Source organism: Xaviernesmea oryzae (genome assembly GCF_900109605.1).
Classification (GTDB): domain Bacteria; phylum Pseudomonadota; class Alphaproteobacteria; order Rhizobiales; family Rhizobiaceae; genus Xaviernesmea; species Xaviernesmea oryzae.
The window spans coordinates 13,746-40,437 of record NZ_FOAM01000015.1; the positions used below are offsets into that span (position 1 = coordinate 13,746).

At 64.0% G+C, this 26,692-nt stretch carries 24 protein-coding genes; 9 read left to right on the forward strand and 15 right to left on the reverse strand.

Annotated features, from left to right (window positions below):
• Nucleotides 1–58: 58 nt before the first annotated feature.
• The 11 genes from phnE (BMX61_RS17705) to phnG all read right to left on the reverse strand — a co-directional run bounded on the left by phnE (BMX61_RS17705) (nt 59) and on the right by phnG (nt 9,769).
• The gene (gene phnE / locus BMX61_RS17705; RefSeq protein WP_075625718.1) at nt 59–1,396 is read right to left on the reverse strand and encodes a phosphonate ABC transporter, permease protein PhnE; all 1,338 of its coding nucleotides are present in this window, start codon (nt 1,394–1,396) and stop codon (nt 59–61) included.
• A 6-nt stretch (nt 1,397–1,402) separates the two neighbouring features.
• Nucleotides 1,403–2,362, reverse strand: coding sequence for a phosphonate ABC transporter, permease protein PhnE (gene phnE / locus BMX61_RS17710; protein ID WP_075625719.1), 960 nt, complete (start codon nt 2,360–2,362; stop codon nt 1,403–1,405).
• 65 nt (nt 2,363–2,427) lie between these two features.
• Nucleotides 2,428–3,333, reverse strand: coding sequence for a phosphonate ABC transporter substrate-binding protein (gene phnD, locus BMX61_RS17715; RefSeq protein WP_075625720.1), 906 nt, complete (start codon nt 3,331–3,333; stop codon nt 2,428–2,430).
• A gap of 96 nt (nt 3,334–3,429) precedes the next feature.
• The gene (gene phnC / locus BMX61_RS17720; RefSeq protein ID WP_075625721.1) at nt 3,430–4,278 is read right to left on the reverse strand and encodes a phosphonate ABC transporter ATP-binding protein; all 849 of its coding nucleotides are present in this window, start codon (nt 4,276–4,278) and stop codon (nt 3,430–3,432) included.
• A 111-nt stretch (nt 4,279–4,389) separates the two neighbouring features.
• On the reverse strand, nt 4,390–5,004 hold the full coding sequence (locus BMX61_RS17725; RefSeq protein WP_075625722.1) for a DapH/DapD/GlmU-related protein: 615 nt from the start codon (nt 5,002–5,004) through the stop codon (nt 4,390–4,392).
• On the reverse strand, nt 5,001–5,708 hold the full coding sequence (gene phnL, locus BMX61_RS17730; protein WP_075625723.1) for a phosphonate C-P lyase system protein PhnL: 708 nt from the start codon (nt 5,706–5,708) through the stop codon (nt 5,001–5,003). Before phnL ends, BMX61_RS17725 begins: the two co-directional genes overlap by 4 nt.
• 27 nt (nt 5,709–5,735) lie before the next feature.
• Complete coding sequence (gene phnK / locus BMX61_RS17735; RefSeq protein ID WP_075625724.1) at nt 5,736–6,515, reverse strand: phosphonate C-P lyase system protein PhnK; 780 nt, start codon at nt 6,513–6,515, stop codon at nt 5,736–5,738.
• A 40-nt stretch (nt 6,516–6,555) separates the two neighbouring features.
• A complete protein-coding gene (locus BMX61_RS17740; protein WP_075625725.1) occupies nt 6,556–7,431 on the reverse strand; it encodes an alpha-D-ribose 1-methylphosphonate 5-phosphate C-P-lyase PhnJ in 876 nt (291 codons plus the stop codon).
• Entirely contained in the window at nt 7,428–8,561 is a 1,134-nt protein-coding gene (locus BMX61_RS17745) for a carbon-phosphorus lyase complex subunit (RefSeq protein ID WP_075625726.1), read from the reverse strand. Before BMX61_RS17745 ends, BMX61_RS17740 begins: the two co-directional genes overlap by 4 nt.
• 99 nt (nt 8,562–8,660) lie before the next feature.
• Entirely contained in the window at nt 8,661–9,263 is a 603-nt protein-coding gene (gene phnH / locus BMX61_RS17750; protein WP_075625727.1) for a phosphonate C-P lyase system protein PhnH, read from the reverse strand.
• Between the two features lie 2 nt (nt 9,264–9,265).
• Entirely contained in the window at nt 9,266–9,769 is a 504-nt protein-coding gene (gene phnG, locus BMX61_RS17755) for a phosphonate C-P lyase system protein PhnG (RefSeq protein WP_075625728.1), read from the reverse strand.
• 108 nt (nt 9,770–9,877) lie between these two features.
• Here phnG and phnF point away from each other — a divergent pair, with 108 nt between their 5' ends.
• The gene (gene phnF, locus BMX61_RS17760; protein ID WP_234794728.1) at nt 9,878–10,630 is read left to right on the forward strand and encodes a phosphonate metabolism transcriptional regulator PhnF; all 753 of its coding nucleotides are present in this window, start codon (nt 9,878–9,880) and stop codon (nt 10,628–10,630) included.
• A gap of 27 nt (nt 10,631–10,657) precedes the next feature.
• Here phnF and BMX61_RS17765 read toward each other — a convergent pair whose 3' ends face one another.
• On the reverse strand, nt 10,658–11,797 hold the full coding sequence (locus BMX61_RS17765; RefSeq protein WP_075625729.1) for a M24 family metallopeptidase: 1,140 nt from the start codon (nt 11,795–11,797) through the stop codon (nt 10,658–10,660).
• A 140-nt stretch (nt 11,798–11,937) separates the two neighbouring features.
• Nucleotides 11,938–12,987: a sensor histidine kinase gene (locus tag BMX61_RS17770; protein WP_170854972.1), complete on the reverse strand. Its 1,050-nt coding sequence runs from the start codon at nt 12,985–12,987 to the stop codon at nt 11,938–11,940.
• 475 nt (nt 12,988–13,462) lie between these two features.
• Here BMX61_RS17770 and BMX61_RS17775 point away from each other — a divergent pair, with 475 nt between their 5' ends.
• Genes BMX61_RS17775 through BMX61_RS17785 form a run of 3 tightly spaced genes read left to right on the forward strand, consistent with a single transcriptional unit; the run spans nt 13,463 to nt 17,181 of the window.
• On the forward strand, nt 13,463–15,667 hold the full coding sequence (locus tag BMX61_RS17775) for an ATP-binding protein (protein WP_075625730.1): 2,205 nt from the start codon (nt 13,463–13,465) through the stop codon (nt 15,665–15,667).
• The gene (locus tag BMX61_RS17780) at nt 15,660–16,118 is read left to right on the forward strand and encodes a response regulator (RefSeq protein WP_075625808.1); all 459 of its coding nucleotides are present in this window, start codon (nt 15,660–15,662) and stop codon (nt 16,116–16,118) included. The genes BMX61_RS17775 and BMX61_RS17780 overlap by 8 nt, the downstream gene beginning before the upstream one ends.
• Complete coding sequence (locus tag BMX61_RS17785; protein WP_075625731.1) at nt 16,105–17,181, forward strand: sensor histidine kinase; 1,077 nt, start codon at nt 16,105–16,107, stop codon at nt 17,179–17,181. Before BMX61_RS17780 ends, BMX61_RS17785 begins: the two co-directional genes overlap by 14 nt.
• Nucleotides 17,182–17,232: 51 nt before the next feature.
• On the opposite strand, the gene BMX61_RS17790 is transcribed toward BMX61_RS17785, so the two are convergent.
• A complete protein-coding gene (locus tag BMX61_RS17790) occupies nt 17,233–17,589 on the reverse strand; it encodes a response regulator (protein WP_075625732.1) in 357 nt (118 codons plus the stop codon).
• Nucleotides 17,590–17,930: 341 nt separating this feature from the next.
• Nucleotides 17,931–18,839 (reverse strand): AraC family transcriptional regulator, encoded by a 909-nt coding sequence (locus BMX61_RS17795; RefSeq protein ID WP_075625733.1) that lies wholly within the window; start codon nt 18,837–18,839, stop codon nt 17,931–17,933.
• 207 nt (nt 18,840–19,046) lie between these two features.
• On the opposite strand from BMX61_RS17795, the gene melA reads away from it, so the two are divergent.
• The 5 genes from melA (at nt 19,047) to BMX61_RS17820 (ending at nt 26,679) form a co-directional block, all read left to right on the forward strand.
• The gene (gene melA / locus BMX61_RS17800) at nt 19,047–20,501 is read left to right on the forward strand and encodes an alpha-glucosidase/alpha-galactosidase (protein ID WP_075625734.1); all 1,455 of its coding nucleotides are present in this window, start codon (nt 19,047–19,049) and stop codon (nt 20,499–20,501) included.
• A gap of 130 nt (nt 20,502–20,631) precedes the next feature.
• Nucleotides 20,632–22,713: an ABC transporter substrate-binding protein gene (locus BMX61_RS17805; RefSeq protein ID WP_075625735.1), complete on the forward strand. Its 2,082-nt coding sequence runs from the start codon at nt 20,632–20,634 to the stop codon at nt 22,711–22,713.
• Nucleotides 22,714–22,842: 129 nt separating this feature from the next.
• Nucleotides 22,843–23,853 (forward strand): ABC transporter permease, encoded by a 1,011-nt coding sequence (locus tag BMX61_RS17810; RefSeq protein ID WP_075625736.1) that lies wholly within the window; start codon nt 22,843–22,845, stop codon nt 23,851–23,853.
• Entirely contained in the window at nt 23,850–24,974 is a 1,125-nt protein-coding gene (locus tag BMX61_RS17815; RefSeq protein WP_075625737.1) for an ABC transporter permease, read from the forward strand. The genes BMX61_RS17810 and BMX61_RS17815 overlap by 4 nt, the downstream gene beginning before the upstream one ends.
• Before the next feature lie 13 nt (nt 24,975–24,987).
• The gene (locus tag BMX61_RS17820) at nt 24,988–26,679 is read left to right on the forward strand and encodes an ABC transporter ATP-binding protein (RefSeq protein ID WP_075625738.1); all 1,692 of its coding nucleotides are present in this window, start codon (nt 24,988–24,990) and stop codon (nt 26,677–26,679) included.
• The last annotated feature ends 13 nt before the right edge of the window (nt 26,680–26,692 follow it).

Here is a 26,692-nt window from a genome sequence, read left to right on the forward strand (position 1 = left end):
GCGGTGGCCTCGCTCGTCAATGATCGCGGTTCTATCGACTCAAGGCGGTACGACTATGTCAGGCGCGGTGGTCCGTGCCCATCAGCTTCTGCCGCAGGCGGCTGGAGGCGACGTCGAACAGGAAGGTCACCAGCAGCGTCAGAAGCACCATATAGGCGACATTGGCCCAGTTCGAATTGGTGCGCATGGCTTCCCACAGTTTCAGGCCGATCCCGCCTGCGCCGACCGCGCCGATGGTCGCGGCTTCGCGGATGTTCGATTCCCATTGATAGAGCGTCTGGCCGGCCATGACGGGCGCGACCTGCGGCATGGTGGCGTAGCGATGGGTGAGCAGCGTCGAGGCGCCGGTCGATTGCACGCCTTCGCCGGGCTTTCGGTCAATGTTTTCCAGCCCTTCCGCATAGACTTTGCCGAGCGTGCCGGTTTCGGTGAGGAAGATCGCGCCGCTGCCTGCCAGCGGTCCTGGACCGAAGGCGCGGGTGAGGAATAGCGACCAGATCAGAAGGTCCATCGATCGCAGGAAGTCGAAGAAGCGTTTGATGCAGCTGCCGAAGAAGCGGTTGGGCGAGGTGTTGCGCGCCGCCACGAAGGCCAGCGGGAAGGCGAGCAGCGCGCCGAGCAAAGTGCCGAGAAAGGCCATGACCACCGTCTGGGCGAGCTTGATCCAGACATCGCCGTGCTGCCATGTGGCATTGTTCCAGATATTGTCGAAGGCCAGAGAGAGGTTCGACTGGCTCGGATCGAGCCGTTCGCCGGACAGGATCAGCCGCGCCGTTTCGCCATAGGACTTGCCGAAAAAGGGCGAACCGGTATCGAACAGGAAATTCGGCCAGCCGAAGAAGCGTTTGCGCACCTTCACACGGTCCGCCGAGAGGCTGACATCGCCGGCAAAGCCGAGATCGGCCAGCACGTCCTCGTCATACACGGTCATCCAGGACGGCGCCTTGCCTTGGATCACCGGCTTGCCGCTGGTCACGTCGATATGGACGGTTTCGCCGCGCGCCACGATGGTCGTGCCCGTCGTCGCGACGGTGACGCCGCCGCTGCCGAAGGGAATGAACTTCGACCCGTCGGGCCGGTTGATCACCCAGTCGGGATGCGGGTCGTCGCCGAGCGGCGAGAAGCGGGGATAGCGGATGGTGATGCCGTCTTTCCCTAAGCGGAATTCCGGCTGCACGTCATAGCTCACCCATTGGCGCAGATAGAGGCCCATGCGCACCCACTGGGCTTCGGAGACGATGCGCGGAATGTCGAAGAACCAGATGGCGTAGAGGCCATAAAGCAGGGTGGCGATCAGCACGATCAGCGGCATGAAGCGCTGGAGCGGCTTGTCCTTCAGGAGATGCGCATGGCGCGCTTCGATCTCCTGGCGATGGGCGGCGTTGATCTGGCTCATGGCGGCTCACACGTGTTGATGGATGATCTCGTCGCCGATCAGCCGGCGCCGGAGCCATGCGGAAAACTGGTCAACCGCGACGACGGTGAGGAACAGAAGCAGCATCATCGCCAGCGTCTTGGCGCCGAAACCGCGCGAGATCGAAAGCTTCAGCTCCTCGCCGATACCGCCGGCGCCGACCGCGCCGAGGATGGTGGAGGAGCGGACATTGATCTCGAAGCGCAGCAGGCCATAGGACAGATAGTTCGGCAGCACCTGCGGCAGCACGGCGAAGCGCATGCGCTCGAACCAGTTGGCGCCGACGGCGCCGACGCCCTCATGCGCCTTCATGTCGATATTCTCTGCCACCTCGTAGAACTGCTTGCCGATGGCGCCGATCGCATGGAGAGAGACGGCGATGATGGCGGCAACGGGTCCGATGGAGAGCACGGCGGCAAACAGGCCGGCAATCACGATCGTCGGGAAGGCGCGCAGGAATTCGAGGACGCGCCGAGCCATGAAGCAGAGCGGCCGCGACGGTGACAGATTCTGCGCCGCCAGCAGGCTGAGCGGCACTGCGACAAAGAAGGAGATCAATGTGGCGACCAGTGCCACGTTGAGCGTGACGAACATCAGCTCGAAATATTCGGGGATGTAGACAGAACCCCAGACATAGACCCGGCCGACATCGAAATTATATTCCTCGGTGCCGGTGTCGTGCAGGCTCGGCAGATCGAACAGCGCGCGCCAGACATCCGACCATTCTCTCGGCATCAGCCAGCTCGTGAAGTCGAACAGATGCGGCAAACGGTCGAAGAAGTGGCCGGCATTGCTTTCGTCGGCGAACTGAACCGAGGCGACGAAGGCATAGGCCAGCAGCAGAAGACCAAGGCCCGTATAGAGACGTCGCGTGGCGATCATGCGGCTCCACTGCGTGTGAACGGCATGCACAACGGGGGAGGCGTGCGAAACGGCGGACGAAACCATGGCGGGACTTTCCGAGAGAACAGGCGGCCGCTCCTGCGGCCGCCTCGAATGCGCGGTCGGACGCGTCAGCCGCCGATCGACTGCTTGCGAACGTCGATGATAGCGTCGTAGAAGCCCGGCTCGACCTTGACGAAGCCCTTGTAATTGCCGCCGGCAATGGCCGAGAAGCACTTCTCGTCCTTCTTCGGCAGGTCAAGGAGGAAGCTGGTCAGCTTCGCCTTCCATTGGTCGCCAAGCGAATTCTGAACGACGAAGGGGCCGTTCGGGATCAGCGGCGAGCGCCAGACTTCGACCAGCTTGTTCGGATCGACCGTGCCCTTGGCGACGACCTTGTGGAAGGTGCCGGAGGTGTAGCCGTCCTTGAAATCACCGAGGCCCGAGGAATCGTCCACGGCGATATCGACCTTGCCGTCATAGGCGGCGAGCAGGTTGTTCTCGTGGCCGCCATTGAACTGGGTCTTGGCGAAATACTTATCGTTCGGAACGCCCGTCGTCTTCGGGATCTGCGTCAGCGGAACGAGATAGCCGGAGGTGGAATCCGGATCGGCATAGCCGAGCGTCTTGCCCTTGGCGTCGGCGATCGACTTGATGCCGGAATCCTTGCGGGCGAGGCCGATCGAATAATAGCCGGTGGCGCCGTCGACTTCCTGCTTGGTCAGGATCGGGGTGACGGCTTTGGCGTCCTTCAGATAGATCTTGGCATAGCCGGCCGCGCCGAGTTCGGCGAAGTCAAGCGTGCCGCCGAGCAGGCCCTGGATGACGCCGTCATAATCAGCAGCCGGGAAGAGCGAAACCTTCTCGAAGCCGAATTCCTTCTTCAGGTGGTCGGCAAAGCAGGCATAGTTGCGCAGGCGGTCGGTTTCGTTCTCGCCGCCGAGAATGCCGACGCGGAATTCCTTGAGGTCCTGAGCGACAGCGGAGCCGGCGAGCGCGGCGAGCGCGACGGCGGCGAGCAGGGTCTTCTTCAACATGGAGGCTCTCCTGTTTGTCCGGCATGATGCCGGAAGCGGATCATGAGATATCGTCCCGCCTTGGGAGCGGGTGGCAGTCGCCGCGCCGGCGGGCTCTCAGGCGGTGGCCATGGAGCTTTCGCGCGCGGAGGGGGTGGCGCCTGCGGCCTGGGCGGCCGAGGCGGGAAGGGCGGTGGAGGTCATGCTTTCGTCGATGCCGGCGCCATCGCGGCCCGTGCCGTAGATCGCCGCGACCACTTCGGCGGTCAGAGCGTCCGGCGGGCCGTCGAAAACGACGCGGCCCTGGGCCATGCCGACAATGCGCTCGCAATAGTTTCGGGCGGTATCGAGCGTGTGCAGATTGGTGATCACGGTGATGCCCTCGCGCTCGTTAATGTCACGGAGGGAGTCCATGACGATCTTGGCGTTAAGCGGATCGAGCGAGGCGATCGGCTCGTCGGCTAGAAGCATCTTCGGCTCCTGCATCAGCGCGCGAGCAATGGCCACGCGCTGCTGCTGGCCACCCGAGAGCGTGCCGGCTGCCTGCAGCGCCGTCTGTTCGATGCCGAGCCGTTCGAGAGCGGCGATCGCCTGGATGCGCTCCTCCCGGGTGAACAGGCCGAGCAGGCTCGATGTGGTGGAACGGCGGTTGAGCCGACCGAGCAGCACATTGGTGAGCACATCGAGGCGCGGCACCAGATTGAACTGCTGGAAGATCATGGCGCAGTCGCTCTGCCAGCGGCGTAGCGCCGTGCCCTTCAGCCGGGAGACCTCGGTGTCGCCAAAGCGGATGACCCCTTCGCTTGGATCGACCAGGCGGTTGATCATGCGCAGGAGCGTGGACTTGCCGGCGCCGGAGCGGCCGATGACGCCGACCATCTGGCCATGCGGAATGGTCAGGCTGACGGCGTCGACGGCGGTTTTGCCGTGAAAACGTCGGGTGACCTGGTGAAGCTCGAAATTCATGAGCCGGCTCTTTAAGTGGATCGGATGGGCTGCAATATGCCTTTGACCCGATCCGTGAACTGGTCGTGTCAGTTTGATGTCAGTTTTGTAAAACTGAGCGAAAGCGCGGCCTCAGCCGCCATATTTGATCAGGAACTCTTCGGCCGAGAGGCTGCGGAAGTCCTCAAGTGCGCCGCGCAGGCGGTCATGCTCCCAATCCCACCAGGCGAGCCTGTCGAGACGGGCGCCGATCTCGGGCGTGAAACGTTCACGGATCAGCTTGGCCGGCACGCCGCCGACGACCGTATAGGGCGCGACATCGCGGGTGACGACCGCGCCGGCGCCGATGACCGCGCCATTGCCCACGGTGACGCCAGCCACCAGCGTCGCGCCATGGCCGATCCAGACGTCATGGCCGATGAGGATGCGTTTGGCCCGGCGGGCAGCAAAGAAATCCGCCTCGTTTTCCGCATCCGGCCAGTAGTCGCCGGCGCGGTAGGTGAAGTGATGCATCGTCGCGCGGTGCATCGGATGGTTGGTGGCGTTGATGCGGACATCGGCGGCGATGTTGACGAATTTGCCGATTGTCGTGCACCAGACCCGGCCGCCCTCCATGACGTAGGAATAATCGCCGAGTTCGGTCTCGGAGATGCGGCATCCCTCCGCCACTTCGGTATAGCGCCCGAGCGTGCAGTCGCTGACGCGGGCGGTGGGGTCGATCAGGGGTTCGACGGAGAGCTTGGTCATGCGGCGGTCTTTCTCGCGGAAAAGGCGGAAACGTCGATGATCCGGTCGGCCACGCGGGCGCGCACGTCGTCATCGTGGAAGATACCGAGCAAGGCGGTGCCGGCTTTCTTGCGCTGGGCGATCATGTCGACCACGACGGCGCGGTTGGCCGCGTCCAGTGAGGCGGTCGGCTCGTCCAGAAGCAGGATTTTGTGATCGGTGATGAAGCCGCGGGCGATGTTGACGCGCTGCTGCTCGCCGCCGGAAAAGGTGGCTGGCGGCAGGCGCCAGAGTGCTTCCGGCAGATTGAGCTTGCCCAGGAGCTCGGCCGCCTTGTCATGGGCGGTTGCTGCCGCCTCGCCACGGGCGATGAGCGGCTCGGCCACCACGTCGATCGCCGCGACGCGTGGAAGCGTGCGCAGAAACTGGCTGACGTAGCCGAGCGTCGTGCGGCGGATCTCGATCACCTCGCGCGGGCTGGCGGAGGCAAGGTCGATCAGCCTCCCCTGATGCTCGATCAGGATCTGGCCGGCATCGATGGCGTAATTGCCGTAGAGCATCTTCAGGATCGACGATTTGCCAACGCCCGAGGGGCCGCCGAGCACGGCGCATTCGCCCGCCTTGAGCGAGAAACTGACATTGTCGACCACGGGCAGCACCAGGCCGCCGCGCAGATGCATGGTGAAGCTCTTGCGAACCTCGCTGACGACGAGAGGTGTCGGCATGGCATGTTCCCTTCGGACAGAGAGGCGTCAGACCTGCAGGATGGAGGAGACGAGAAGCTGGGTGTAAGGCTCGCGCGGATCGTCGAGTACGCGGTCAGTCAGTCCGGCCTCGATCACCCGCCCGTCCTTCATCACCATCATCCGGTGGGAGAGCAGCCGGGCAACGGCGAGGTCATGGGTGACGAGGATGACGGCAAGGCCAAGATCGCTGACGAGGCCGCGCAGGAGGTCGAGCAGGCGCGCCTGGACCGAGACGTCGAGGCCGCCGGTTGGCTCGTCCATGAAGACAAGACGGGGGGCCGTGACGAGATTGCGGGCGATCTGCAGGCGCTGGCGCATGCCGCCGGAAAAAGCGCGGGGCGGATCGTCCACCCGGTCGGTGTTGATCTCCACGCGCTCCAGCCAGTCGACCGCCGTGTCGCGGATCTGGCCGTAATTGCGCGCGCCGACCGCCATGAGACGTTCGCCGACATTGGCGCCGGCCGAGACGGTCATGCGCAGCCCATCGGCCGGGTTCTGGTGAACGAAGCCCCAGTCGGTGCGCATCAGGAAGCGCCTCTCGGCCTCGCCCATGTCGGAGAGCGCGCGCAGACGCCCGTCGCGCATGCGGTATTCCACCCGGCCGGCCTGGGCCTGCAGCCGGCTGGAGACACAATTGAGCAGCGTCGTCTTGCCGGAGCCGGACTCACCGACGATCGCCAGCACCTCGCCGGGCCAGAGGTCGAAGGACACGTCCAGGCAGCCGATCCGCCCGCCATAAAAGCGCGAGAGGTTGCTCACCTTGAGAAGCGGTTGTTCGGCGTTCATCATCTCCTCCTGGGGAGCTGCGGAAAGACTGAGGGAAGCATCAGGCGGGCACGCCCAACTCACCGACATGGCCGGCCTCGCGCCGCTCCTCGCAGAAATCGGTGTCGGAGCAGACGAACATCCGCCCGCCGCGATCGTCGAGGACGACTTCGTCGAGATAGGAATGGGTGGAGCCGCAAAGTGCGCAGGGCTTGTCGAAGTGCTGGATGGTGAAGGGATGGTCCTCGAAATCCAGGCTCTTGACCTCGGTAAAAGGCGGCACGGCATAGATCCGCTTTTCGCGTCCCGCGCCGAAGAGCTGCAGCGCCGGTGAGCGGTCCATTTTCGGATTGTCGAATTTCGGGATCGGCGAGGGGTCCATCACATAGCGGCCCGCCACCTGCACCGGATAGGCATAGGTCGTGGCGATATGGCCGTTGCGGGCGATATCCTCATAGAGCTTCACATGCATCAGGCCATATTCTTCCAGCGCATGCATCATCCGCGTCTCGGTCTCGCGCGGCTCGAGGAAGCGCAAGGGCTCGGGGATCGGCACCTGATAGACCAGCACCTGGCCTTCGCCGAGCGGCGCTTCGGGAATCCGGTGGCGCGTCTGGATGATCGTCGCCTCGCGCGTATGGGTCGTGACGGTTACCTGGGCGACCTTTTCGAAGAAGGCGCGGATGGAGACGGCATTGGTGGTATCGTCGGCACCCTGGTCGATCACCTTCAGCCGGTCTTGTGGCCCGATGATCGCGGCGGTGACCTGCACGCCGCCGGTGCCCCAGCCATAGGGCATGGGCATTTCGCGCGAGGCAAAGGGAACCTGATAGCCAGGAATGGCGATGGCTTTCAGGATCGCGCGGCGGATCATCCGCTTGGTCTGTTCGTCGAGATAGGCGTAATTGGTGCGGGCGATGCCCTCGATCGCGCTCATTGTGCGGCCTCGCTGGTGATGGCGTCCTCGTCGCTCGCCTCGTCCGCGCGCTTGGCCTCATAATCAGCGCGCATGCGGCGCACGAGGTCGAGCTCGGCCTGGAAGTCGACGTAATGCGGCAGTTTCAGATGCTCGACGAAGCCGGTCGCCTGGACATTGTCGGCATGGGAGAGAACGAATTCCTGGTCCTGTGCGGGGGCGACGATATCCTCGCCGAATTCACCGGCCCGCAGCGCCCGGTCGACCAGCGACATGGCCATGGCCTTGCGCTCGGACTGGCCGAAAACCAGGCCATAGCCGCGCGTGAATTGCGGCGGCTCCTTTGCCGAGCCCTTGAACTGGTTGACCATTTGGCATTCGGTGATCCGCAGCCGGCCGAGCGAGACGGCAAAACCGAGCTCCGGCAGATCGATCTCCACCTCGACCAGGCCGATGCGGATTTCGCCGACGAAGGGATGGGTGCGGGCATAGCCGCGCTGGGTGGAATAGGCGAGCGACAGCAGGAAGCCTTCGTCGCCGCGCGCGAGAACCTGAAGCCGCGTGTCGCGCGGCATGGGAAATTCCAGCGGCTCGCGGGTGATGTCGCCGGCGACATGATCGGCCCCGAAATGGCCATCTCCTTCGACCAGGCCTTCGCCGTCGAGAATGTCGGACACGCGCATCACCCGTTCGCCCGATGACGGGCGGCGGGTGGCGGCGGCCACATCGGCGGCTTCATCCCCCGCCTCCGCCAGGGCGGGGTCCAGCAGGCGATGGGTATAGTCGAAGGTGGGGCCGAGCAACTGGCCGCCCGGCAGGTCCTTATAGGTGGCGGAGACGCGCCGCTCGATTTGCATGGCCGCGGTTTCCAGGGGCTGCGAGATCGCAAGGCGCGGCAGCGTGGTGCGATAGGCGCGCAGGAGGAAAATCGCCTCGATCATGTCGCCGCGCGCCTGTTTGACGGCGAGGGCGGCTAAGGTGGGATCGTAGAGCGAGGCCTCGGCCATCACCCGGTCGACGGCGAGCGCGAGCTGGCCGGCGATCTGGGCAAGCGTCAGCGAGGGCAGGTCGCGTGGGCCCCGGCGACGGTCGGCAAGCAGACGATGGGCTTCGGCGATGGCGGTTTCCCCGCCCTTGACGGCGACATACATGAAATGCCTCCCTTCTGGCGGACCAGGCTTTTGGCCGGATGTCCGTGAAGCGGTTGAAACGATGCGCGGCCGCCAGAGACGGCAGCGCCAGGATGCGGCTCAGCCAAGAAGGCGGGTCGTGCGCGGCAGGCACAGGCAGGCATCGCCCGCCGTCAGGATGAGATCGACACCACGCGGAAACTGCGCGCCATTTTCAGCCCAGAGTGCCGGGAAGGCTTCGGGCAGGCCGATAGGCGCCATGGTCGCTTCCCCGTCGATCCCGGGTCCGGCGATGCAGCGCTCAGGGCCGCCGGCCAACGCTTCCAGCTCGACGATCAGCGTGGTCGAGCGGTCCGGATAATCCTGCGTTCCCAAAGCGAAGCCGGACAGCGCCGGAAAAGCGACGCCCTTCTCCACAAGCGCGAAACGGCCCTGCAACCTGTCTGCAGTCAGTGGCGCGCCGGTCTGGAAGGAGAGCCAGGAGGCGACGGCACTGGCCGCAAGCGCTGGCGTCAGATGCACCGGCGTGTCCTGATCGAACAGCGTCAGCGCGATCGTGCCCTGCGCCGGCGAGAGCGGGGCGGGCGGGGAGGCCAATTCGGCGAAGCGGTGGATCCGGCCCGGCCGGGCCATTGCGTCCATCAGCCCACGGAAGGCGGCCTGGGCGTCGAGCACGGCATCGGCAAAAGCGCCGTAATAAGTGGCTTTGGCGGTCTTTGGCATGATCAGTCCTCTCCCCGCACCATGGTGAAGAAATCGACCCGGGTCGCGGCTGTCTCTTCCGCCAGCCTCTCATCGGCAGCCGTCAGATCGGCCTCGATTGCGGACACCAGGGCGTTCACTTGCGCGGCATAATCCGCGCGCTGGCCGAGTGCGTCGATGATGGCGGCGAGCCGGGCATGCGCCCTGTCGCTGCCCAGCAGCTGCCCGTGGCCTATGGTGCCGTCGGCAAGGCGGATTGTTGCTCGGCTCATGGTTGCCTCGCCGAGATTGAAGGGCGCGCCGCCGCCGCCGATGCGGCCGCGCACCATCACAAGACCGGTTTCCGGCCCGCGCACGGCATGGACCTCGAGGTCGGCGGCTTCGCGTGCAAGAAAGGCTTCAAGACGGCCCCGATCGCTGCGGGCCAGGCTGTCCATGGCGCGCTTGCGGCGTGCCGCCTGGGCATCCTGCGCGGTGTCCGGTTCCTTGGCAGGCGCGAAAGCGGTACGAGGCTGAGGCTTGTCCACGGTCACTCTCCATTTGTCTATTTATCTAGACAACTCGACAGGAGTGCTGTCTAATCCCAGAACGTGACGAAGACATGACAGCCAGATAAAAAGGGTGGGGGGCCGCGGATGGACATGATGCCGAAGGACGGGATCGATCGCGGCAGCGGTGTGGCGCTCTGGCGCCAGATCGCCGACCGGCTGCGCCAGGCGATCGTCGATGGCGAATTCGGCACCGATGGCCTGATGCCCGGCGAGATGGCGCTCTCGGCTCGCTTCGCCGTCAACCGCCATACGGTGCGCGCCGCCTTGGCTGGTCTGGTAGAGGAAGGTCTGATCGAGACGGTACAGGGGCGCGGCACCCGCGTGCGCCCGCCGAAGCGTTATAGCTTTCCGATCTCAAAGCGCACGCGTTTTTCCGAGGGGCTGGCGGGGCAGATCCGCGAGCGGCAGGTGACCGTGATCGAGGACGGTGTGCTGGCGGCACCGCAGACTGTTGCCGAAAAACTCGGGCTTGCCGAGGGGCATCCGGTGCTGCGTCTCGTCCTCGTCTCGCGCGTCGATGGCGTGGCGCTCTCCAACTCCACCAATTATTTCGATGCGCAACGCTTCGCCGCGATGGCGGAGAGGGTTCGCGAGACCGGCTCGATCACCCGCGCCTATCGGGATCTCGGCGTAGAGGACTATATCAGGCGCGCGACGGAGCTGACGGCGCGGCTGGCGGACGAGCGCGAGCGCGGGCTGCTCGACCTCAAGCCCGGCGCCGTAGTGATGGAGGCGCGTGCGCTCAACGCCACGCCCGAAGGCGCGCCACTGCAATATGCGGTGACCGCCTTTGCCGCCGACCGCGTCACCCTGAGGCTGGGCGACCCCATTGAATGAGGCGGGCTTGTCTCAAGCCCAGTGGGCTCAGGCGAAGGGGCTCACCGCACTCTTCTGTGGCTCGGTGAACCAGGCCGGGCCGGTCTCGGTCATGTAGATATGGTCTTCCAGCCGAATGCCGAAGCGTCCGGGAAAGACGATCATCGGTTCGTTGGAGAAACACATGCCCGGCTGCAGCGGCGTCTGGTTGCCGCGCACGACATAGGGCTCCTCGTGGATCTCCAGGCCAATGCCATGGCCGGCGCGGTGGGGCAGGCCGGGCAAGCGATAGTCGGGCCCAAGGCCCTTCTCCACCAGAAGAGCGCGGGCTGCGTCGTCGAGCGATCCAAGCGGCGCGCCCAGTTGCGCGGCGTCGAACACGGCCTGCTGCGCAGCCTGCTCGATGGCGAAGGCGGCGGCGAAATCCGCTTCCGGTTCATCGAGCACATAGGTGCGCGTCAGGTCGGAATGATAGCCGTCGATGCGTGTGCCCGTATCGACGAGGATGACATCACCCTTGGCGAGAACCTGCTCGCCCTCGGCGCCATGCGGCAGCGACGTGGCCTGCCCGAAGGAGACGATGCAGAAGGTCGAGTCGTGCCCGGCCAGAGCCCGGTGCTGTTCGTCGATGAAGCGCACGACCTCGGAGGCGCGCGCACCCGGCGCCATCATCGCATGCGCCCGCTTGTGAACCTCCAGCGTCAGGCCCATGGCATAGCGCATGATGTCGATCTCGGCCTTTGACTTGATCCGCCGCAAGGGGCGCGTCAGCGGCCCGGCGTCAACCAGCCGCGCAGGCGACAAGGTCGCTGCCAGCGCGTGATAGAAGAAGAGCGGCATGGCGTCATCGATCGCCAGAAGGCCCTGGCCTTTGACAAGGCCGGCAACCAGCGCGGCCGGACTTTCCTCTTCCTGCCAGAGCAGGGTGCGACCAGCCAGGCGCGGCAAGGTCTCGACCTTGCTCTCCTCAAAGCCGGGAACGATGTAAATCAGGTCTTCTGCGGTGATCAGGGCCCCGAGCAGCCGCTCGCTGCCATGCCAGACCAGCCCAGTGAAATAGCGCAGGGTGTCGGTGGAGCCCAGAAGCACGGCCGCGATGCCCTTGGCCTCCATGGCATGGCGCAGCCGATCAAGCCGCTCCTGCCGTTCCGTGTCGGTGATGAAGGCGGGCTGCGGAGAAAGCGTCATCGAAGCGGTCCTGTGATAGGCTGGCTGGCTGGCGGCGCGATCCTGCCGCTATGCCGCATTCTTTCACAGTAGACAGTTTGTAGACAAGTCCGTCGGGTGAAAATCAGCCTCTTGGTTGCTCAGCACCCCATGTCGGCTGATCATGTGTCTTCGCGGGTCAAGGCGTCCATCGGCGCTTCGAGCTCGAAGAAAAGACCACCGGGCCGGTAATCGATCCGGGCGGCGCCGAGGAAATAGCCAGCCAGGGCCTTCTCGATCAGCCGCGAGCCGAAGCCTGTGGAGGACGGCTGCTGAACCGGAGGGCCACCGTCTTCAGTCCACGTGAAGTGGAACTGGCTGCCTTTCTCGGCGACCTCGACGACCCGCCAGGTCACCTCGACATGGCCGTTTTCGTTCGACAGGGCGCCATATTTCATCGCATTGGTCGCCAGTTCGTGCAGCGCCATCGCCATGGCCAGAGTGCAGCGCGAATTCAGTTCCAGTTTCGGCCCGGAGAAATGCAGCCGCCCGCCGCCATGGGTGGTGGAAACGGCGTCGAGCAACGCGTGCAGCTCGGCCCGCGCGCCATTGGTGGAGGTCAGCCGATCCTGCGATTCCGCCAGCGCCATCAGCCGGGCCGAAAACTTTTCGCGCGCCGTCTCCGCCGGCACATCTGTCCGGATGGTCTGGTTGGCGATCACACGCACCAGCATCAGGATGTTCTTCACACGATGGCGCAGTTCCTGGGCAAGAAGGCGCTGTTCATCCTCGCTTCGCTTCAGCTCGGTAATATCGCGGGAAACAGACAGGATGGTCTCCGGCTGGCCATCCGCGCCGAAGATGGGCGAGACCTTCACGTCCCAGAATTTCGGCGTGCCCTTTGCCGTATTGGCGGCCGCGAGAAAGCGGGAACTGCGCCCCGCGACCGCCGCCGCAATCGAAGCCTGGGCCTCGGCGAGACCGGCGCCTGCCCAGAAATCCGGCCAGGGGCAGCCGCGCAGCGCATCGAAATCCTCGACCTCCATCACCCGCTGGCCGCCTTCGCTCATGAACAGAAGCTTGCCTTCGAGCGAAAGGATCTTGATGCAGTCATCGGAGGCAGCCAGCACGCTCTGCATGAACCGGCTATTGGCCATGACTTCGCGATTGCCGATCCGCGTCTCGCCGGAATAGGCCGGGCTGCCATTGGGGCTATCGGGGAGAGGGGGCACAGGCGTGTCCGCATCCTTGCTGAATTCACCGAGCCGCATGTGCGTACTGCAGCCGAATATCGTTGTAAACTGGATGACTCATATAGAGAGAGCTACGGCAAAGGCGAGGGGCAGGCCCGCAGATTCCGCACCATCTACCTTGGGATGCGGTCAGGCCAGAACGATTGCTCGATCGGCATGGTTTACATCAGGACATGCCGATCTATCTTGCTCATAGGGCCGTGATGATGATCCGAAAGGCATCGACCGGTGTGTGCTTGCCATCGAGAGCTCGGCTAGGCATTGTGCAGGCACGATGCGCCGGCCTGTCGTGCCTTATCGTCGCGCCTGGGTCGCCGTGGACGATCCCCATGGCAGAGTTCCGGAGCCCCACATGCCGGCTCCAAATCATCAAGGCCCGTAATGATCGGGCCTGAGCCTGAAGACGTCGGAATTTCGCGCAGATGCTGCGGCGTTCCCTGAAAAGGAAGCCGAAATGGACGATCCGCAACAAGACCTGACAGCCTGTGAGCGTGAGCCGATCCACATCCCTGGCGCCATTCAGCCGCATGGGGCGCTCGCTGCCCTGCATCCGGATGGGTTGACGCTTGTCGCCGCCAGCGCCAATCTTCCCGCGTTCATCGGTGGGCAGACCGTGCTTGGCCAGAGGCCGGACGGTGTTCTGGGCGAGGTTCTCGGGCAGATCGAGGCCTGGCATGGCAGCGACCAACCCTTCCTGCGGGTGATCGCGCGCGATGGCCGCCATGTGCTGACGGCGCGGCGCTCGGACGGGCTTGTCGTGGTGGAGGTGGAGGAGGCGCGCGCTGAGACCGACTCGGCTTTTGCGATCTTCGCCCAGCTCAACAATTTCGTGCAGGAGATCGCCGGGCAGCGGACCATGCAGGATGCGCTGGAGGCTTGCGCGCGGGTCGTGCGCGCCCTTTCGGGCTTCGACCGCGTGCTGGTCTATCGCTTCGACGCCGATTGGAACGGTCGGGTCATGGCCGAGTCCGGCAATGAGCGGCTGCCTTCTTATCTCGACCTGCGCTTTCCGGCCGCCGATATTCCAGCCCAGGCGCGGCGGCTCTATGCCGAAAGCCGGCTGCGCGTCATTCCCGATGCCGACTACCGGCCCGTGCCGATCGAACCGTCGCTCAACCCTCTGACCGACCAGCCGCTCGACCTGAGCTTCGCGCAGCTGCGCAGCGTCTCGCCCGTTCACCTCGAATATATGCGCAATATGGGCACGCGCGCCTCCATGTCTGTGTCGATCATGGTCAATGGTGCGCTCTGGGGTCTCGTCTCCTGCCATTCGGCCGAGGCGACCCATCTTTCGCCGATGCTGCGCGATGCCTGCGATTTCGTCGTGCAGTCGCTCGCCATGCGCATCGGCGCTCAGGAGCGGGCCGAGGATGCGGCCGCACGCGAGCGGCTGAGCGTCTTGGGAACGCGCCTGCTCGCCGCCATGACGGGCGCATCAGACTGGGTGGCTGGCATAATGTCGGATCCGGATGCCCTGCTGGAGCAGGTCGGCGCCACCGGTGCAGCGATGATTGCGGAGGATCGTCTGGAAGTGGCGGGCGATGTGCCGGACAAAGCCGCGATCCGCGCGATCATCGCATGGCTCGAGACCCGTGGTGTCACCGAAGTCTACGCCACGGATCGCCTGCCGCACGAGCTGCCGCAGCTCGACGGCATCAGCCGGAATGCCAGCGGCCTTTTGGTTCTGCGCATTTCCGACGTGGCTTCCAACTGGTTGCTCTGGTTCCGGCCCGAGGTGGTCGAGACCGTGACCTGGGCCGGCAACCCGCACAAGATGGTGCGCGAGGAAGGCCGCATCCATCCGCGCCATTCCTTCGAGGCCTGGCGCGAACAGGTGCGTGGCCATGCCATTGCCTGGAGCGATGCCGAGCGTGCGGCGGCGCAAAGCCTGCGCACCGCGATTGTCGGCGTCGTCTTGCGCCGCGCGGAAGAATTGGCCCAGCTCAGCCGCGAATTGCAACGCTCCAACAAGGAACTGGAAGCCTTCTCCTACTCGGTCTCGCACGATCTGCGCGCGCCCTTCCGCCATATTGTCGGCTTCGCGCAGCTGTTGCGCGAGCGGGAAAGCGGCCTGGAGTCCAAGTCGCAGCATTACCTGCAGATGATTTCCGACTCCGCTCTTGCCGCCGGGCGCCTGGTGGACGATCTCCTGAATTTCTCGCAGCTTGGCCGCGCCTCGCTGTCCAAAAGCGCGGTCGACATGAACAAGCTCGTCGACGAAGTTCTTCGCAGCATTGCGCTCTCCATTGAAGGGCGCGCGATCGAATGGCGCATCAGCCGTCTGCCGCCGACCTTTGGCGACGCGACCCTGATCCGCCAGGTCTGGTTCAATCTGATCGACAATGCGGTCAAATATACCCGTCCGTGCGAAAAGGCCGTGATCGTCATCGATGGACAGGAAGACGACGGGGTGACGCGCTACAGGGTGCAGGACAATGGGGTCGGTTTCGACATGACCTATGCCGCCAAGCTCTTCGGCGTTTTCCAGCGGCTGCAGCGGGCAGAAGATTTTGAGGGGACCGGCATCGGCCTGGCTCTTGTCCGACGCATTCTGGATCGCCATAACGGCTCCATCGCCGCTGAAGGCGAAGTCGGCAAAGGCGCCAGCTTCACCTTCGCGCTTCCCCTTCCCGAAAAGAAAGGCCGTGCCCTTGTCTGAACTGCGTCCTATCCTTCTCGTCGAGGACAGTCCGCGTGACCTTGAGCTGACATTGACGGCGCTGGAGAAATGTCAGCTCGCCAATGAGATCGTCGTTGCCCGAGATGGTGCCGAAGCCATCGACTACCTGTTCCGCGAAGGTCTTCACCGTGAGCGGCCCGCCGGCGATCCGGCCGTCGTCCTTCTGGATCTGAAGCTGCCGAAGGTCGATGGCCTGGAGGTGCTGGAGCGGGTCAAGAAGGATCAGGAGCGCAAGCATATTCCGATCGTCATGCTCACCTCCTCGCGCGAAGAGCAGGATCTGGTGCGCAGCTACGAGCTCGGCGTCAACGCCTTCGTCGTCAAGCCGGTCGAGTTTTCGGAATTCTTCAAGGCCATCAAGGATCTGGGCGTGTTCTGGGGAATCCTGAACGAACCGCCGCCGGGATATCGTCGCAATGGTCGCAGCTGAAGGCCGGCCGGCGCCGGCGCGCATTCTTCTCCTGGAAGACAGTGCGCTCGATGCGGAGCTGATCACCGCTTTTCTGGGCGATGTGGCGCCGACGCCCGAGGTGCGGCGCGTCTCGCTTAGGGAGGATTATGCCGCCGCGCTCGAAGGCGGTGAGGTCGATCTCATTCTCGCCGATTTTTCCCTGCCGGATTTCGATGGCCTTGCCGCGCTCGACATGGCGCGCGAGCTGGCGCCGCACCTGCCCTTCATCTTCGTCTCCGGCGTGCTGGGCGAGGAGGTGGCCATCGAGTCCTTCCGCCGCGGCGCGACCGATTACATCCTCAAGCAACGGCTGATCCGCCTTCCCGCCGCCGTCGAGCGGGCCTTGGCGGAGGCGCGCGAAAAGGCCGAGCGGTTGCGCGCCGAGCGGCAGAAGGAAGTGCTAGTCCGCGAACTCAGCCATCGTGTCAAAAACACCATGGCCATGGTGATGTCGCTGGTGCGGCGAACGCTTGTGCGCGGCCAGCCGGCCGAGGATTATGTCGCCAATCTCCTGCAGCGCCTCGGCGCCATGGCGGATGCGCATGCGCTGCTCTTCGAGACCAATTGGAGCGAAACGGACCTGCTTGAAGTGGTGCGCCGCACGATGCAGCCTTACCTGCGCACCGGCATCGGCCAGATTCCGCCGCGCACGGGACCCGGCCAGCGGCCTGGACCATCCAGCGAATGGCGCCGGATCGAGATCAAGGGCGGCACGCTCATCAGCCTCTCGCCGAAGCCGGCGCTGGCGCTGAGCATGGTGTTCAACGAATTGGCCACCAATGCGGTCAAGCATGGGGCTCTGGCGCATGAGGGCGGGCGCGTGGTCATCGACTGGCAGGAAGAGGCCAACGAACCCGATCACGTGCGGATCGTCTGGCAGGAAATCAATGGGCCTGCCGTAGAGCGGCCTCAGCGGGAGGGCTTTGGCACGACGCTGATCAAGCGCAGTGTCGAATATGAACTTCAGGGCAGCGTGCAGCTTCTCTACCGGCCGACAGGCTTTGTCTGCGAAATCGTCATTCCCCGGATGATCGAGGCCTGACCGTATTCCTTGCTTCTATGTCGAGTGTGGGCGCTTTGCCGGCGCTCTTCGTCAGACGAAGACGCTCTCGATCAGGCTGGATAGCCGCGCCGCGTTCCAGGGCTTGGGCAGAAGCGGCAGGCCGGACAGCCGCGCCTTGATCTCCGGCAATTCGGCATAGCCGCTACAGACGATCAGCGGAATGCCGCGCGCCTGCAGCGCATCAATCACGGGAAAGGAGAACATGCCGTTGAGATTGAGATCGACGATGGCGAAATCCACCTCCGACTTGTCAAGCGCTTCCAAGGCCCGGGTGATCGTGGAGAAGGGGCCGAGGACCGCATAGCCCTCGTCAATGAGGAAGTCCTCCATGTCCATCGCCAGAAGACCGTCGTCTTCCAGGACGAGGATCTTTTTCGTCTCCGGCATTCCCACTCCTCTTCCGCCTGCCAAACGACAGGGCGGCATAATCGACAGCATGTTGCGCAACGCGCGCAGGCGACGTGCGCCAAAAGGCGACATACAGAAAGATCGGCCAGGTTCAAGCACAAGGCGCTCTCGCCGCTACGACAGACCCACAAAGGCGCGCCTTTCATCGCTTGCAGGCGTCGGCCTGATCTCCAGCCCATGACCTAAGGCATGGCGGTGAAATATCCACCCTGCCAGCAGGTCACAGTCCGTGCAATGTGAGTTTTGGCTAAGGGAATGTCGGCTGTGTGAAGCCTGGATTACCCCGCCGGCTCGTTCGGGATGCGAGCGTGATGGAGCCGTCAATTGCGTTCCGAATCCACGCGTTCGACGCTGGAATACATACCGGTGGTGCGGAATTCGGTGGGGCTTGCGCCAAAATGCTTGCGGAAGACCTTGGCGAAATAATTGGGGTCATCGAAGCCGCACAGCGCCGAAATGTCCTTGACCGAGAGATCGGCCGCCTTGGTCAGAAGCTTGGTTGCCTTCTGCAGCCGTTTGGCCAGCACGAATTCCGCCGGCGGCATGCCCTCGCTGGCGGCAAAGACGCGTGAGAAATGCGCCCGGCTCAGGCCGGATACGGCGGCGAGCTCGTCCACCGGCAAAGCGCGATCCAGATTGTCGAGGATATGTTTGATGACATGCTGCATCGCCCGATATTCCTGGCCGATGACCGGATGGGCGCCGAAAACATCGTCATAGAGCACCATGGCCGCCTCGTAGGCAATGGACGAGGCCAGGCCCGGTCGCTCGGCGCCCCCTTCATGGATCAGCCGCCGGGCGCAATCGGCCAGGCGCTCGATCGTTTCAGGCTGCAGCCTGAAAACGGGCCCGGTCACATCGAGAATGGCCTTGTGGATGCGCAGGGCCTCCTCGCCATTCATCGACAGCCAGAAAAATTCCCAGCGCCCGCCCTCTTCCAGCCAGTAGCGATGGTTGTGGGGCACCAGCACCAGCAGCGTCTCGCCCGCGCCGACGCGATAGGTGCGGTTCTCGTAGCGCAGGTTTCCAGCCCCTGAAATCGTGTGCTGGAGCACGGTGAAGGGGGTCTGCCCGCGCTTGCGCCCGTCCCAGTCGTAATTGCCCTTCGCCCGCAGTTCATAGCCCGTGCTGGTCGGCATGGTGTGCAGGCTCTGGCGCCCGCGCGGCAGCGAAACCGTGCGCATGATCGGCCCGCCAGCGATCAAGGAATTGAGCACAGAATTACCCATCAAAGCACAAATCCCTCCTGTTCAAGCCCGGCAATCTTCGCATAATGCCGCCTCAGGGAGCAAGGACCGCAGAAACATGAGCAGAGGCAGGAGGGAACCGGCATGGCCGGCCTGCGCGCGGTTCGACAATGCTTGACGCAATTTTACCCTGAGCCGGCTGCCATCTTGGCAGGCGGTGACGGCAGCGCATGTCCTTGAGAGGAAACCATGACTCGATTCAAGATTGCCATCATCGGCGCCGGCAGCGTCGGATTCACCAAGAAACTGTTCACCGACATTCTCTGCGTGCCGGAATTCGCCGAGATTGAAGTGGCGCTGACCGATGTCAGCGAGCAGAATCTCGCCATGATCAAGACGATCCTCGACCGGATCGTCGAGTCCAACCGCCTGCCGACCAAGGTGACGGCCACCACGGACCGCCGCAAGGCCATCGAGGGCGCGCGCTACATCATCAGCTGCGTGCGTGTCGGCGGGCTGGAAGCCTATGCCGACGATATCCGCATTCCCCTGAAATACGGTGTCGACCAGTGCGTCGGCGACACGATCTGCGCCGGCGGCATTCTCTATGGCCAGCGCAACATTCCCGTCATCCTCGATTTCTGCAAGGACATCCGCGAGCTGGCCGAGCCGGGCGCCACCTTCTTGAACTATGCCAACCCCATGGCGATGAACACCTGGGCGGCGATCGAATATGGCAAGGTCAACACCGTCGGTCTCTGCCACGGCGTCCAGCACGGTGCCGAGCAGATTGCCGAGATCCTCGGCGCCAAGGAGGGCGAGCTCGATTATATCTGCTCGGGCATCAACCATCAGACCTGGTTCATCGATCTGCGTGTTAACGGCCGCAAGATCGGCAAGGACGAGCTGGTCGCCGCCTTCGAGGCCCATCCGGTCTTCTCGCAGCAGGAAAAGCTGCGCATCGACGTGCTCAAGCGCTTCGGCGTCTATTCCACCGAAAGCAATGGCCACCTGTCGGAATATTTGCCCTGGTATCGCAAGCGGCCGGAAGAGACGGCGCGCTGGATCGACATGTCCGACTGGATCCATGGCGAAACCGGCGGCTATCTGCGCCACTCCACCGAAACGCGCAACTGGTTCGAAACCGAGTTCCCCCGCTTCCTGGAAAGCGCCGGCAAGCCGATCGATCCGGCCAAGCGCTCCAACGAGCATGCCAGCCATATTCTGGAGGCGCTGGAAACGGGGCGGGTCTATCGCGGCCACTTCAACGTCAAGAACCGCGGCGTGATCACCAATCTGCCCGAGGATGCGATCATCGAATCGCCCGGCTTCGTCGATCGCTTCGGCATCAACATGGTGTCCGGCATCACCCTGCCGGAGGCCTGCGCGGCCACCTGCGTCTCTTCGATCAACGTCCAGCGCATGTCGGTCCATGCGGCCGTCTCGGGCGATATCGATCTTCTCAAGCTTGCCGTGCTGCATGACCCGCTGGTCGGCGCCATCTGCACGCCGGAAGAGGTCTGGCAGATGGTCGATGAAATGGTCGTCGCCCAAGCCCGCTGGCTGCCGCAATATGCCCATGCCGTGGACGATGCCAAGGCACGGCTCGCCAAGGGCACGGTGAAGACCCGCGAATGGTCCGGCGCAGCGCGCCGGCCCGTCCGCTCGATCGAGGAGCTGCGCGCCGAAAAGCTCGCCGGCTAATTTTTAAGACCCGCCCGCCCGGCGCTTGGAGGAGCAAACCGGGCGGACGGTACCGGATAGAGATCATCAGGAGGAGGCCGGGCGTTTGAACCATGACGCAGGCCGATGAACCACGGGAGACTATTGAGCCATGACCATTCGCGGCCTGACCTTTGCGGCTTCGCTCGCGCTCGGCGTTTCGACGCTGGCGCTTGCGGCCTTCGCTTCCGAACCGACCGTCGTGCCCGAGCCGCCGCCTTTCCCCGCCCAGGGCAAGATCACCTTCGTCCCGCGCGACTCGATTCTCGAATTCAAGAAGCTCACCAGCTATCAGGAGCCGGCGTGGGTCACCCAGAAATATGTCAAGACCGGCAAGCTGCCGCCGGTGGCCGAGCGCCTGCCGGAAGAGCCGATGGTCTTCAAGACGGGCAATATGCCTGACGGGATCGGCGTCTATGGCGACACGATGCGCCACGTCATCGGCGGACGCCCTGAGGGCTGGAACTATTCCGCCGGCCAGACGCAGGGCTGGGGCGGCATCGACATCGCCATGTCGGAATGCCTGACGCGCACCGCGCCGCTCTACCAGGTCGAAGCCAAGGACATGGAGCCGCTGCCGAATCTGGCCAAGAGCTGGACCTGGTCGAAGGACGGGCACAAGCTGACCATGAACCTGGTCAAGGGCGCCAAGTGGTCCGACGGCGTGCCGTTCACGGCCGAGGACGTGATGTTCTACTGGGACGACAACGTGATCGACCCCAATGTGACGCCGCTGAACGGCGCCACGCGCGAGACCTTCGGCGAAGGCACCGAACTGAAGAAGGTCGATGACTATACGGTTGAATGGACCTTCAAGGACGCCTTTCCCAAGCAATATCTCTATGCCATGGCCTACGGCACCTTCTGCCCCGGCCCTGCGCATGTGCTGAAACCCCAGCATCCGAAATATTCCAAGAACACCTACGACCAGTACCGCAACGCCTTTCCACCAGAATATATGAACATGCCGGTGATGGGCGCTTGGGTTCCGGTCGAATACCGGCCCGACGACATCATCGTCCTGCGTCGCAATCCCTATTACTGGAAGGTGGACGAAAAGGGCCATCAGCTGCCTTATATCGACGAGCTGCATTACAAGCTCTCGACCTGGGCCGACCGTGACGTGCAGGCAATTGCCGGTTCGGGCGATTTCTCCAATCTGGAGCAGCCGGAGAACTTCGTCGAAAGCCTCAAGCGCGCAGCCTCCGAAACGGCCCCGGCGCGCCTGGCCTTTGGCCCGCGCATCGTCGGCTACAATCTGCGCATGAACTTCTCGGCCAATGGCTGGGGCGATCCGGATGCACGCATGCAGGCCGTGCGCGAGTTGAACCGCAATGAGGATTTCCGCAAGGCGATCACCATGGCGCTCGACCGCAAGAAGCTCGGCGAAAGCCTGGTCAAGGGACCGTTCACGGCGATCTATCCGGGCGGTATCTCCTCCGGGTCGAGCTATTACGACCGGCAGTCGACCGTCTATTATCCCTTCGATCTGGAAGGCGCCAAGGCGCTTCTCGCCAAGGCCGGCCTGAAGGACACGGATGGCGACGGCATCGTCAACTATCCCAAGACCATCATGAACGGCGCCGACGTCGAAATCGTGCTGCTCTTCACCTCGGACTACACCACCGACAAGAGCCTGGCGGAAGGCATTGTCGGCCAGATGGAGAAGCTCGGCATCCGCGTGGTGCTCAATGCGCTCGATGGCGTCAAGCGCGACGCGACGCAGGCAGGCGGCCGCTTCGACTGGATGATCCGCCGCAACGACCAGGAACTGACGGCCGTGGTGCAGAACACCTTCCAGTTGGCCCCGACGGGCCCGCAGACCAGCCCGCATCACCGCGCCGGCAAGGATGGCAAGGTCGATATCATGCCCTACGAGAAGGAGATGGTCGACACGGTCAACGCCTTCATTCGCTCGAGCGACAATGATGAGCGCGCCAAGCTGATGAAGCAGTATCAGAAGCTGGCCACCAGCCATGTCGATACGGTGGGCCTGACGGAATATCCCGGCGCGCTGATCATCAACAAGCGCTTCTCCAACGTTCCGCCCGGCGCTCCGATCTTCATGTTCAACTGGGCCGAGGATACGGTGCTGCGCGAACGGCTGTTCGTCGCCGCCGACAAGCAGGGCGATTACGAGCTGTTCAAGGACCAGTTGCCGGGCAAGCCGGGCACCAAGGGCCTGCTGAACTAAAACCCGCCGATCCCGGTGCCTGTATCCATCAGGCGCCGGGCTTTTCGAACCTTCGGGCCGCCCCGACATCCCAGGGACAAGTGGCGGTCCGGGATCCTGAAAGCCAGAAACCGGGAGGCAGGAACGTCCATGTTCGCCTTTCTCTTGATGCGCATCGCTTCGGCCGTGCCCGTGCTCTTCGTCCTGAGCGTGGTGACCTTCGCGATCATCCAGGCCCCGCCGGGCGATTACAGCGACTATATCCGCTCCCAGCTGATCAATCAGGGCGGCGCATCCTTCGAGGCGGCCGACGCCCAGGCGCAGGCCTATCGGCTGGCTCACGGGCTCGATAAGCCCCTGCCGATCCAATATGTGAACTGGATCACCGGCATCGTCACCCGCGGGGACTTCGGCCAGAGCCTGTACTACAACAAGCCGGTGGGCGATGTGGTGGCCGAGCGCCTGCCCCGTACGCTGGCGCTCGCGTTGGTCTGCCATATCCTCGCATCGGTGATCGGCATCTCCTTCGGCATCATCGCGGCGGTCAAGCAATATTCCTGGATCGACAGCCTGCTCTCCGGCATCTCCTTCCTCGGCATGACGGTGCCGCGCTTCCTGATGGCGCTGATCATCGTCTACATCATGGTCTTCCATTTCGACGTCAGCGAGATCGGCTCCTTCAACTCCGCCCGCTATGGCGGCGCGCCCTGGAGCTGGGGCAAGTTCGTCGATCTCGTCCAGCATGTCTGGCCGGTCGTGGCGATCGCCACCTTTGGCGGGCTCGCCTATAATATGCGGGTGATGCGCGGCAATCTGCTCGACACGCTGAACGCGCAATATATCGAGACTGCGCGCGCCAAGGGCCTTTCGGAAGGCAAGGTCATCGTGCGCCATGCCGTTCCCAATGCGCTGCATCCCCTCATCATGTATCAGGGCGTGGTGCTGCCCTACATGCTGACGGGCGAGATCGAGACCGCGATCATCTTCGCGCTGCCGACCGTTGGCCCCGCGATCGTCGGCTCCATGTGGGTGGGCGACGTCTACGTCACCGCCACCTTCATGCTGGTGCTCTCGGCCACGCTGATCGTCGGCAACATCATCGCCGACATGCTGCTCGCTTTGCTCGATCCGCGCGTTCGACTGGGAGGGGCGCACGCATGAGCCTCGAGATCCAAAACGCCGTGATCGTCAAACCCGCCATCAGCGACGCCCGCCAGCATGAAAGCTATGGCGCGCTGGTCTGGCGCCGGCTGAAGCGCTCCTGGACCGGCATGATCGGCCTGGTGATGGTCTGCGCGCTGCTGCTGATGGCGCTCTTTGCTGAATTTTTGGCGCCGATGGACCCGAAGGCAACCGGCGTCGGCTTCGCGCCGCCCCAAGCGATCCACATCACCGACCGCGACGGAAACCTGGTTTCGCCGCGCAGCTATCCGCTGGCCGATGGCCAGGAACTGGACCCGATCACCTTCCAGCCGGTGATCGGCCCGGATTACGACAATCCGCAGGTGCTCGGCCTCTTCGTCAAGGGCGATCCCTATTATCTCTTCGGCCTTATCCCGGCCGAGCGTCATCTGATCGGCGCTGTCGATGGCAGCCACGTGCATTTCCTCGGCACCGACAAGTTCGGGCGCGACGTGCTTTCGCGCATCTTCTACGGCGCCCGCATCTCGCTGATGATCGCGCTGATCGTGGTGTCGATCGTGACCGTGGTCGGCACAACGGTCGGCATGGTCTCGGGCTATTTCGGCGGCCGCTTCGATGCCTGGACCCAGCGTGTGGTCGAGCTGATCCTCGCCTTCCCGCAATTGCCCTTCTATCTCGCACTCACCTCGCTGATCCCGGTCACCGCGCCGACCCATGTCTTCCTCGGCTTCGTCATTCTCGTCATGTCCGGGCTCGGCTGGGCGCAGATGTCGCGCGAGGTCCGGGGCAAGACGCTGGCGCTTGCCCGCATCGATTATGTGCGCGCGGCCATCGCCGTCGGCGCCACCGACCGGCGCATCATCTTCCAGCACATTCTGCCCAATGTGCTCAGCCATGTGATCGTCTCGGTCACGCTCGCCATCCCCTCGGTCGTGCTGCTGGAAAGCTTCCTCGGCTTTCTCGGCTTTGCGGTGAAGCCGCCACTGATCTCCTGGGGGCTGATGCTGCAGGATACGGCGACCTATTCGGTCATCGGCTCCTATCCCTGGATCCTCTCGCCCGTCGCCTTCGTGCTGCTTACCGTCTTCGCCTTCAATGCGCTGGGCGATGGTCTGCGCGATGCCGTCGATCCCTATTGAAGAGGAAGACCCGATGATCTTCTCGCAAGACAGCAAAAATCCTGCCGACAGCACGCTTCATGCCCCGGCCGAGCGCCGCGATCTGGATATGCGCACGGAGCAGCCGATCCTCGACGCCCGTCGCGTCGCCGTTCGCTTCAAGGTCGAGGGCGGCGAGGTCGAGGCCGTCAAGAACGTCTCCTTCCAGCTCTATCGCGGCGAGACCATCGCGATCGTCGGCGAGAGCGGCTCCGGCAAGTCGGTGACCGCGCGCACCATCATGGGGCTGCTCGGCAAGCGCGCCAAGGTGGACAAAGGTGCCGCCATCGCTTTCAACGGCGAGAACGTGCTGGCCTTTCCCGAACGCCGGCGGCGGGCCTTGCGCGGTAACCGGATCTCGATGATCTTCCAGGAGCCGATGAGCTCGCTCAATCCGGTCTATACGATCGGCAGCCAAATCGTCGAGGCAATCCGCGTGCATCAGCGCCTGTCGGGCGCGCAGGCGCGGGCCCGCGCCCTCGACCTCCTGAAAAAGGTGCAGATCCCCGACCCGGAAGCCCGGCTCGACCAATATCCGCATCAGCTGTCCGGCGGTCAGCGCCAGCGCATCATGATCGCCATGGCGCTCGCCAATGATCCCGACATCCTGATTGCCGACGAGCCGACCACGGCGCTCGATGTCACGGTGCAGGCGCAGATCCTCAACCTGATCCGCGATCTGCAGAAGAGCTTGGGCATGGCGGTGATCCTGATCACTCACGACCTGACGGTGGTGCGTCAGTTCTCCGACTATGTCTATGTGATGGCGCAGGGCGAGGTGCGCGAGCACAATGCCACGGAGGCGCTGTTTGCCGATCCGCAGCATCCCTATACCCGCCATCTGCTCGCTTCCGAGCCGCGCGGCCGCGCCAATCCACTTCAGGACGGCGCCGCCCCGGTGCTCGAAGGGCGCGACGTGCGTGTGGCTTTCACCTTGAAGCATGGCGGCTTCTTCCGCCCGCAGTTCAAGCAGTTGGTGGCGGTCGACAATCTCTCGCTGACGCTGCGCCGCGGCGAGACGCTGGGTCTCGTCGGCGAAAGCGGCTCGGGCAAGACCACCTTCGGCCAGGCGCTGGTCAAGCTGACGCGGGCGGATGCCGGCGAGATCCTGTTCGACGGCATGCCGATCCAGGACCGGACCCGCGAAGAAATGCGCCCCTTGCGCGCCCGCATGCAGATCGTCTTCCAGGACCCGTTCTCCTCGCTCAATCCGCGCATGTCGATCGGTCAGATCATCGAGGAGGGGCTTGTCGTCAACGGCCTCGGCGCCACGCGTGAGGAGCGCCAAGTCCGTGTGCGTGCGGCACTGGAGGCAGCCGGCATGCCCGGCCACATCCTCCAACGATTCCCGCATGAATTTTCCGGCGGCCAGCGCCAGCGCATCGCCATTGCCCGCGCCATCGCGCTTGAGCCGGAATTCATCCTGCTCGACGAGCCGACCTCGGCGCTCGACCTTTCGGTCCAGGCCCAAATCATCGAGCTCCTGCGCAAGCTGCAGGCCGAGCGTGGCCTCTCCTATCTGTTTATCTCCCATGATCTCAAGGTCGTGCGCGCGCTCTGCCACCGGGTGGCAGTGATGCAGCATGGCCAGATCGTCGAGGAGGGACCGGTGGAGGAGATCCTGAGCCGGCCGAAGACCGCCTATACCGAGCGCCTCGTGCGCGCCGCCTTCGAGGTGGCCGCTTGAGAGGCTGCCCGTA

What these genes read in the sequence shown, in the direction of transcription:
- phnE (WP_075625718.1), bottom strand. Translation starts at nt 1,396, where the DNA reads ATGAGCCAGATCAACGCCGCCCATCGCCAGGAGATCGAAGCGCGCCAT.
- phnE (WP_075625719.1), bottom strand. Translation starts at nt 2,362, where the DNA reads ATGGTTTCGTCCGCCGTTTCGCACGCCTCCCCCGTTGTGCATGCCGTT.
- phnD (WP_075625720.1), bottom strand. Translation starts at nt 3,333, where the DNA reads ATGTTGAAGAAGACCCTGCTCGCCGCCGTCGCGCTCGCCGCGCTCGCC.
- phnC (WP_075625721.1), bottom strand. Translation starts at nt 4,278, where the DNA reads ATGAATTTCGAGCTTCACCAGGTCACCCGACGTTTTCACGGCAAAACC.
- BMX61_RS17725 (WP_075625722.1), bottom strand. Translation starts at nt 5,004, where the DNA reads ATGACCAAGCTCTCCGTCGAACCCCTGATCGACCCCACCGCCCGCGTC.
- phnL (WP_075625723.1), bottom strand. Translation starts at nt 5,708, where the DNA reads ATGCCGACACCTCTCGTCGTCAGCGAGGTTCGCAAGAGCTTCACCATG.
- phnK (WP_075625724.1), bottom strand. Translation starts at nt 6,515, where the DNA reads ATGAACGCCGAACAACCGCTTCTCAAGGTGAGCAACCTCTCGCGCTTT.
- BMX61_RS17740 (WP_075625725.1), bottom strand. Translation starts at nt 7,431, where the DNA reads ATGAGCGCGATCGAGGGCATCGCCCGCACCAATTACGCCTATCTCGAC.
- BMX61_RS17745 (WP_075625726.1), bottom strand. Translation starts at nt 8,561, where the DNA reads ATGTATGTCGCCGTCAAGGGCGGGGAAACCGCCATCGCCGAAGCCCAT.
- phnH (WP_075625727.1), bottom strand. Translation starts at nt 9,263, where the DNA reads ATGCCAAAGACCGCCAAAGCCACTTATTACGGCGCTTTTGCCGATGCC.
- phnF (WP_234794728.1), top strand. Translation starts at nt 9,878, where the DNA reads ATGGACATGATGCCGAAGGACGGGATCGATCGCGGCAGCGGTGTGGCG.
- BMX61_RS17765 (WP_075625729.1), bottom strand. Translation starts at nt 11,797, where the DNA reads ATGACGCTTTCTCCGCAGCCCGCCTTCATCACCGACACGGAACGGCAG.
- BMX61_RS17775 (WP_075625730.1), top strand. Translation starts at nt 13,463, where the DNA reads ATGGACGATCCGCAACAAGACCTGACAGCCTGTGAGCGTGAGCCGATC.
- BMX61_RS17785 (WP_075625731.1), top strand. Translation starts at nt 16,105, where the DNA reads ATGGTCGCAGCTGAAGGCCGGCCGGCGCCGGCGCGCATTCTTCTCCTG.
- BMX61_RS17790 (WP_075625732.1), bottom strand. Translation starts at nt 17,589, where the DNA reads ATGCCGGAGACGAAAAAGATCCTCGTCCTGGAAGACGACGGTCTTCTG.
- BMX61_RS17795 (WP_075625733.1), bottom strand. Translation starts at nt 18,839, where the DNA reads ATGGGTAATTCTGTGCTCAATTCCTTGATCGCTGGCGGGCCGATCATG.
- melA (WP_075625734.1), top strand. Translation starts at nt 19,047, where the DNA reads ATGACTCGATTCAAGATTGCCATCATCGGCGCCGGCAGCGTCGGATTC.
- BMX61_RS17805 (WP_075625735.1), top strand. Translation starts at nt 20,632, where the DNA reads ATGACCATTCGCGGCCTGACCTTTGCGGCTTCGCTCGCGCTCGGCGTT.
- BMX61_RS17810 (WP_075625736.1), top strand. Translation starts at nt 22,843, where the DNA reads ATGTTCGCCTTTCTCTTGATGCGCATCGCTTCGGCCGTGCCCGTGCTC.
- BMX61_RS17815 (WP_075625737.1), top strand. Translation starts at nt 23,850, where the DNA reads ATGAGCCTCGAGATCCAAAACGCCGTGATCGTCAAACCCGCCATCAGC.
- BMX61_RS17820 (WP_075625738.1), top strand. Translation starts at nt 24,988, where the DNA reads ATGATCTTCTCGCAAGACAGCAAAAATCCTGCCGACAGCACGCTTCAT.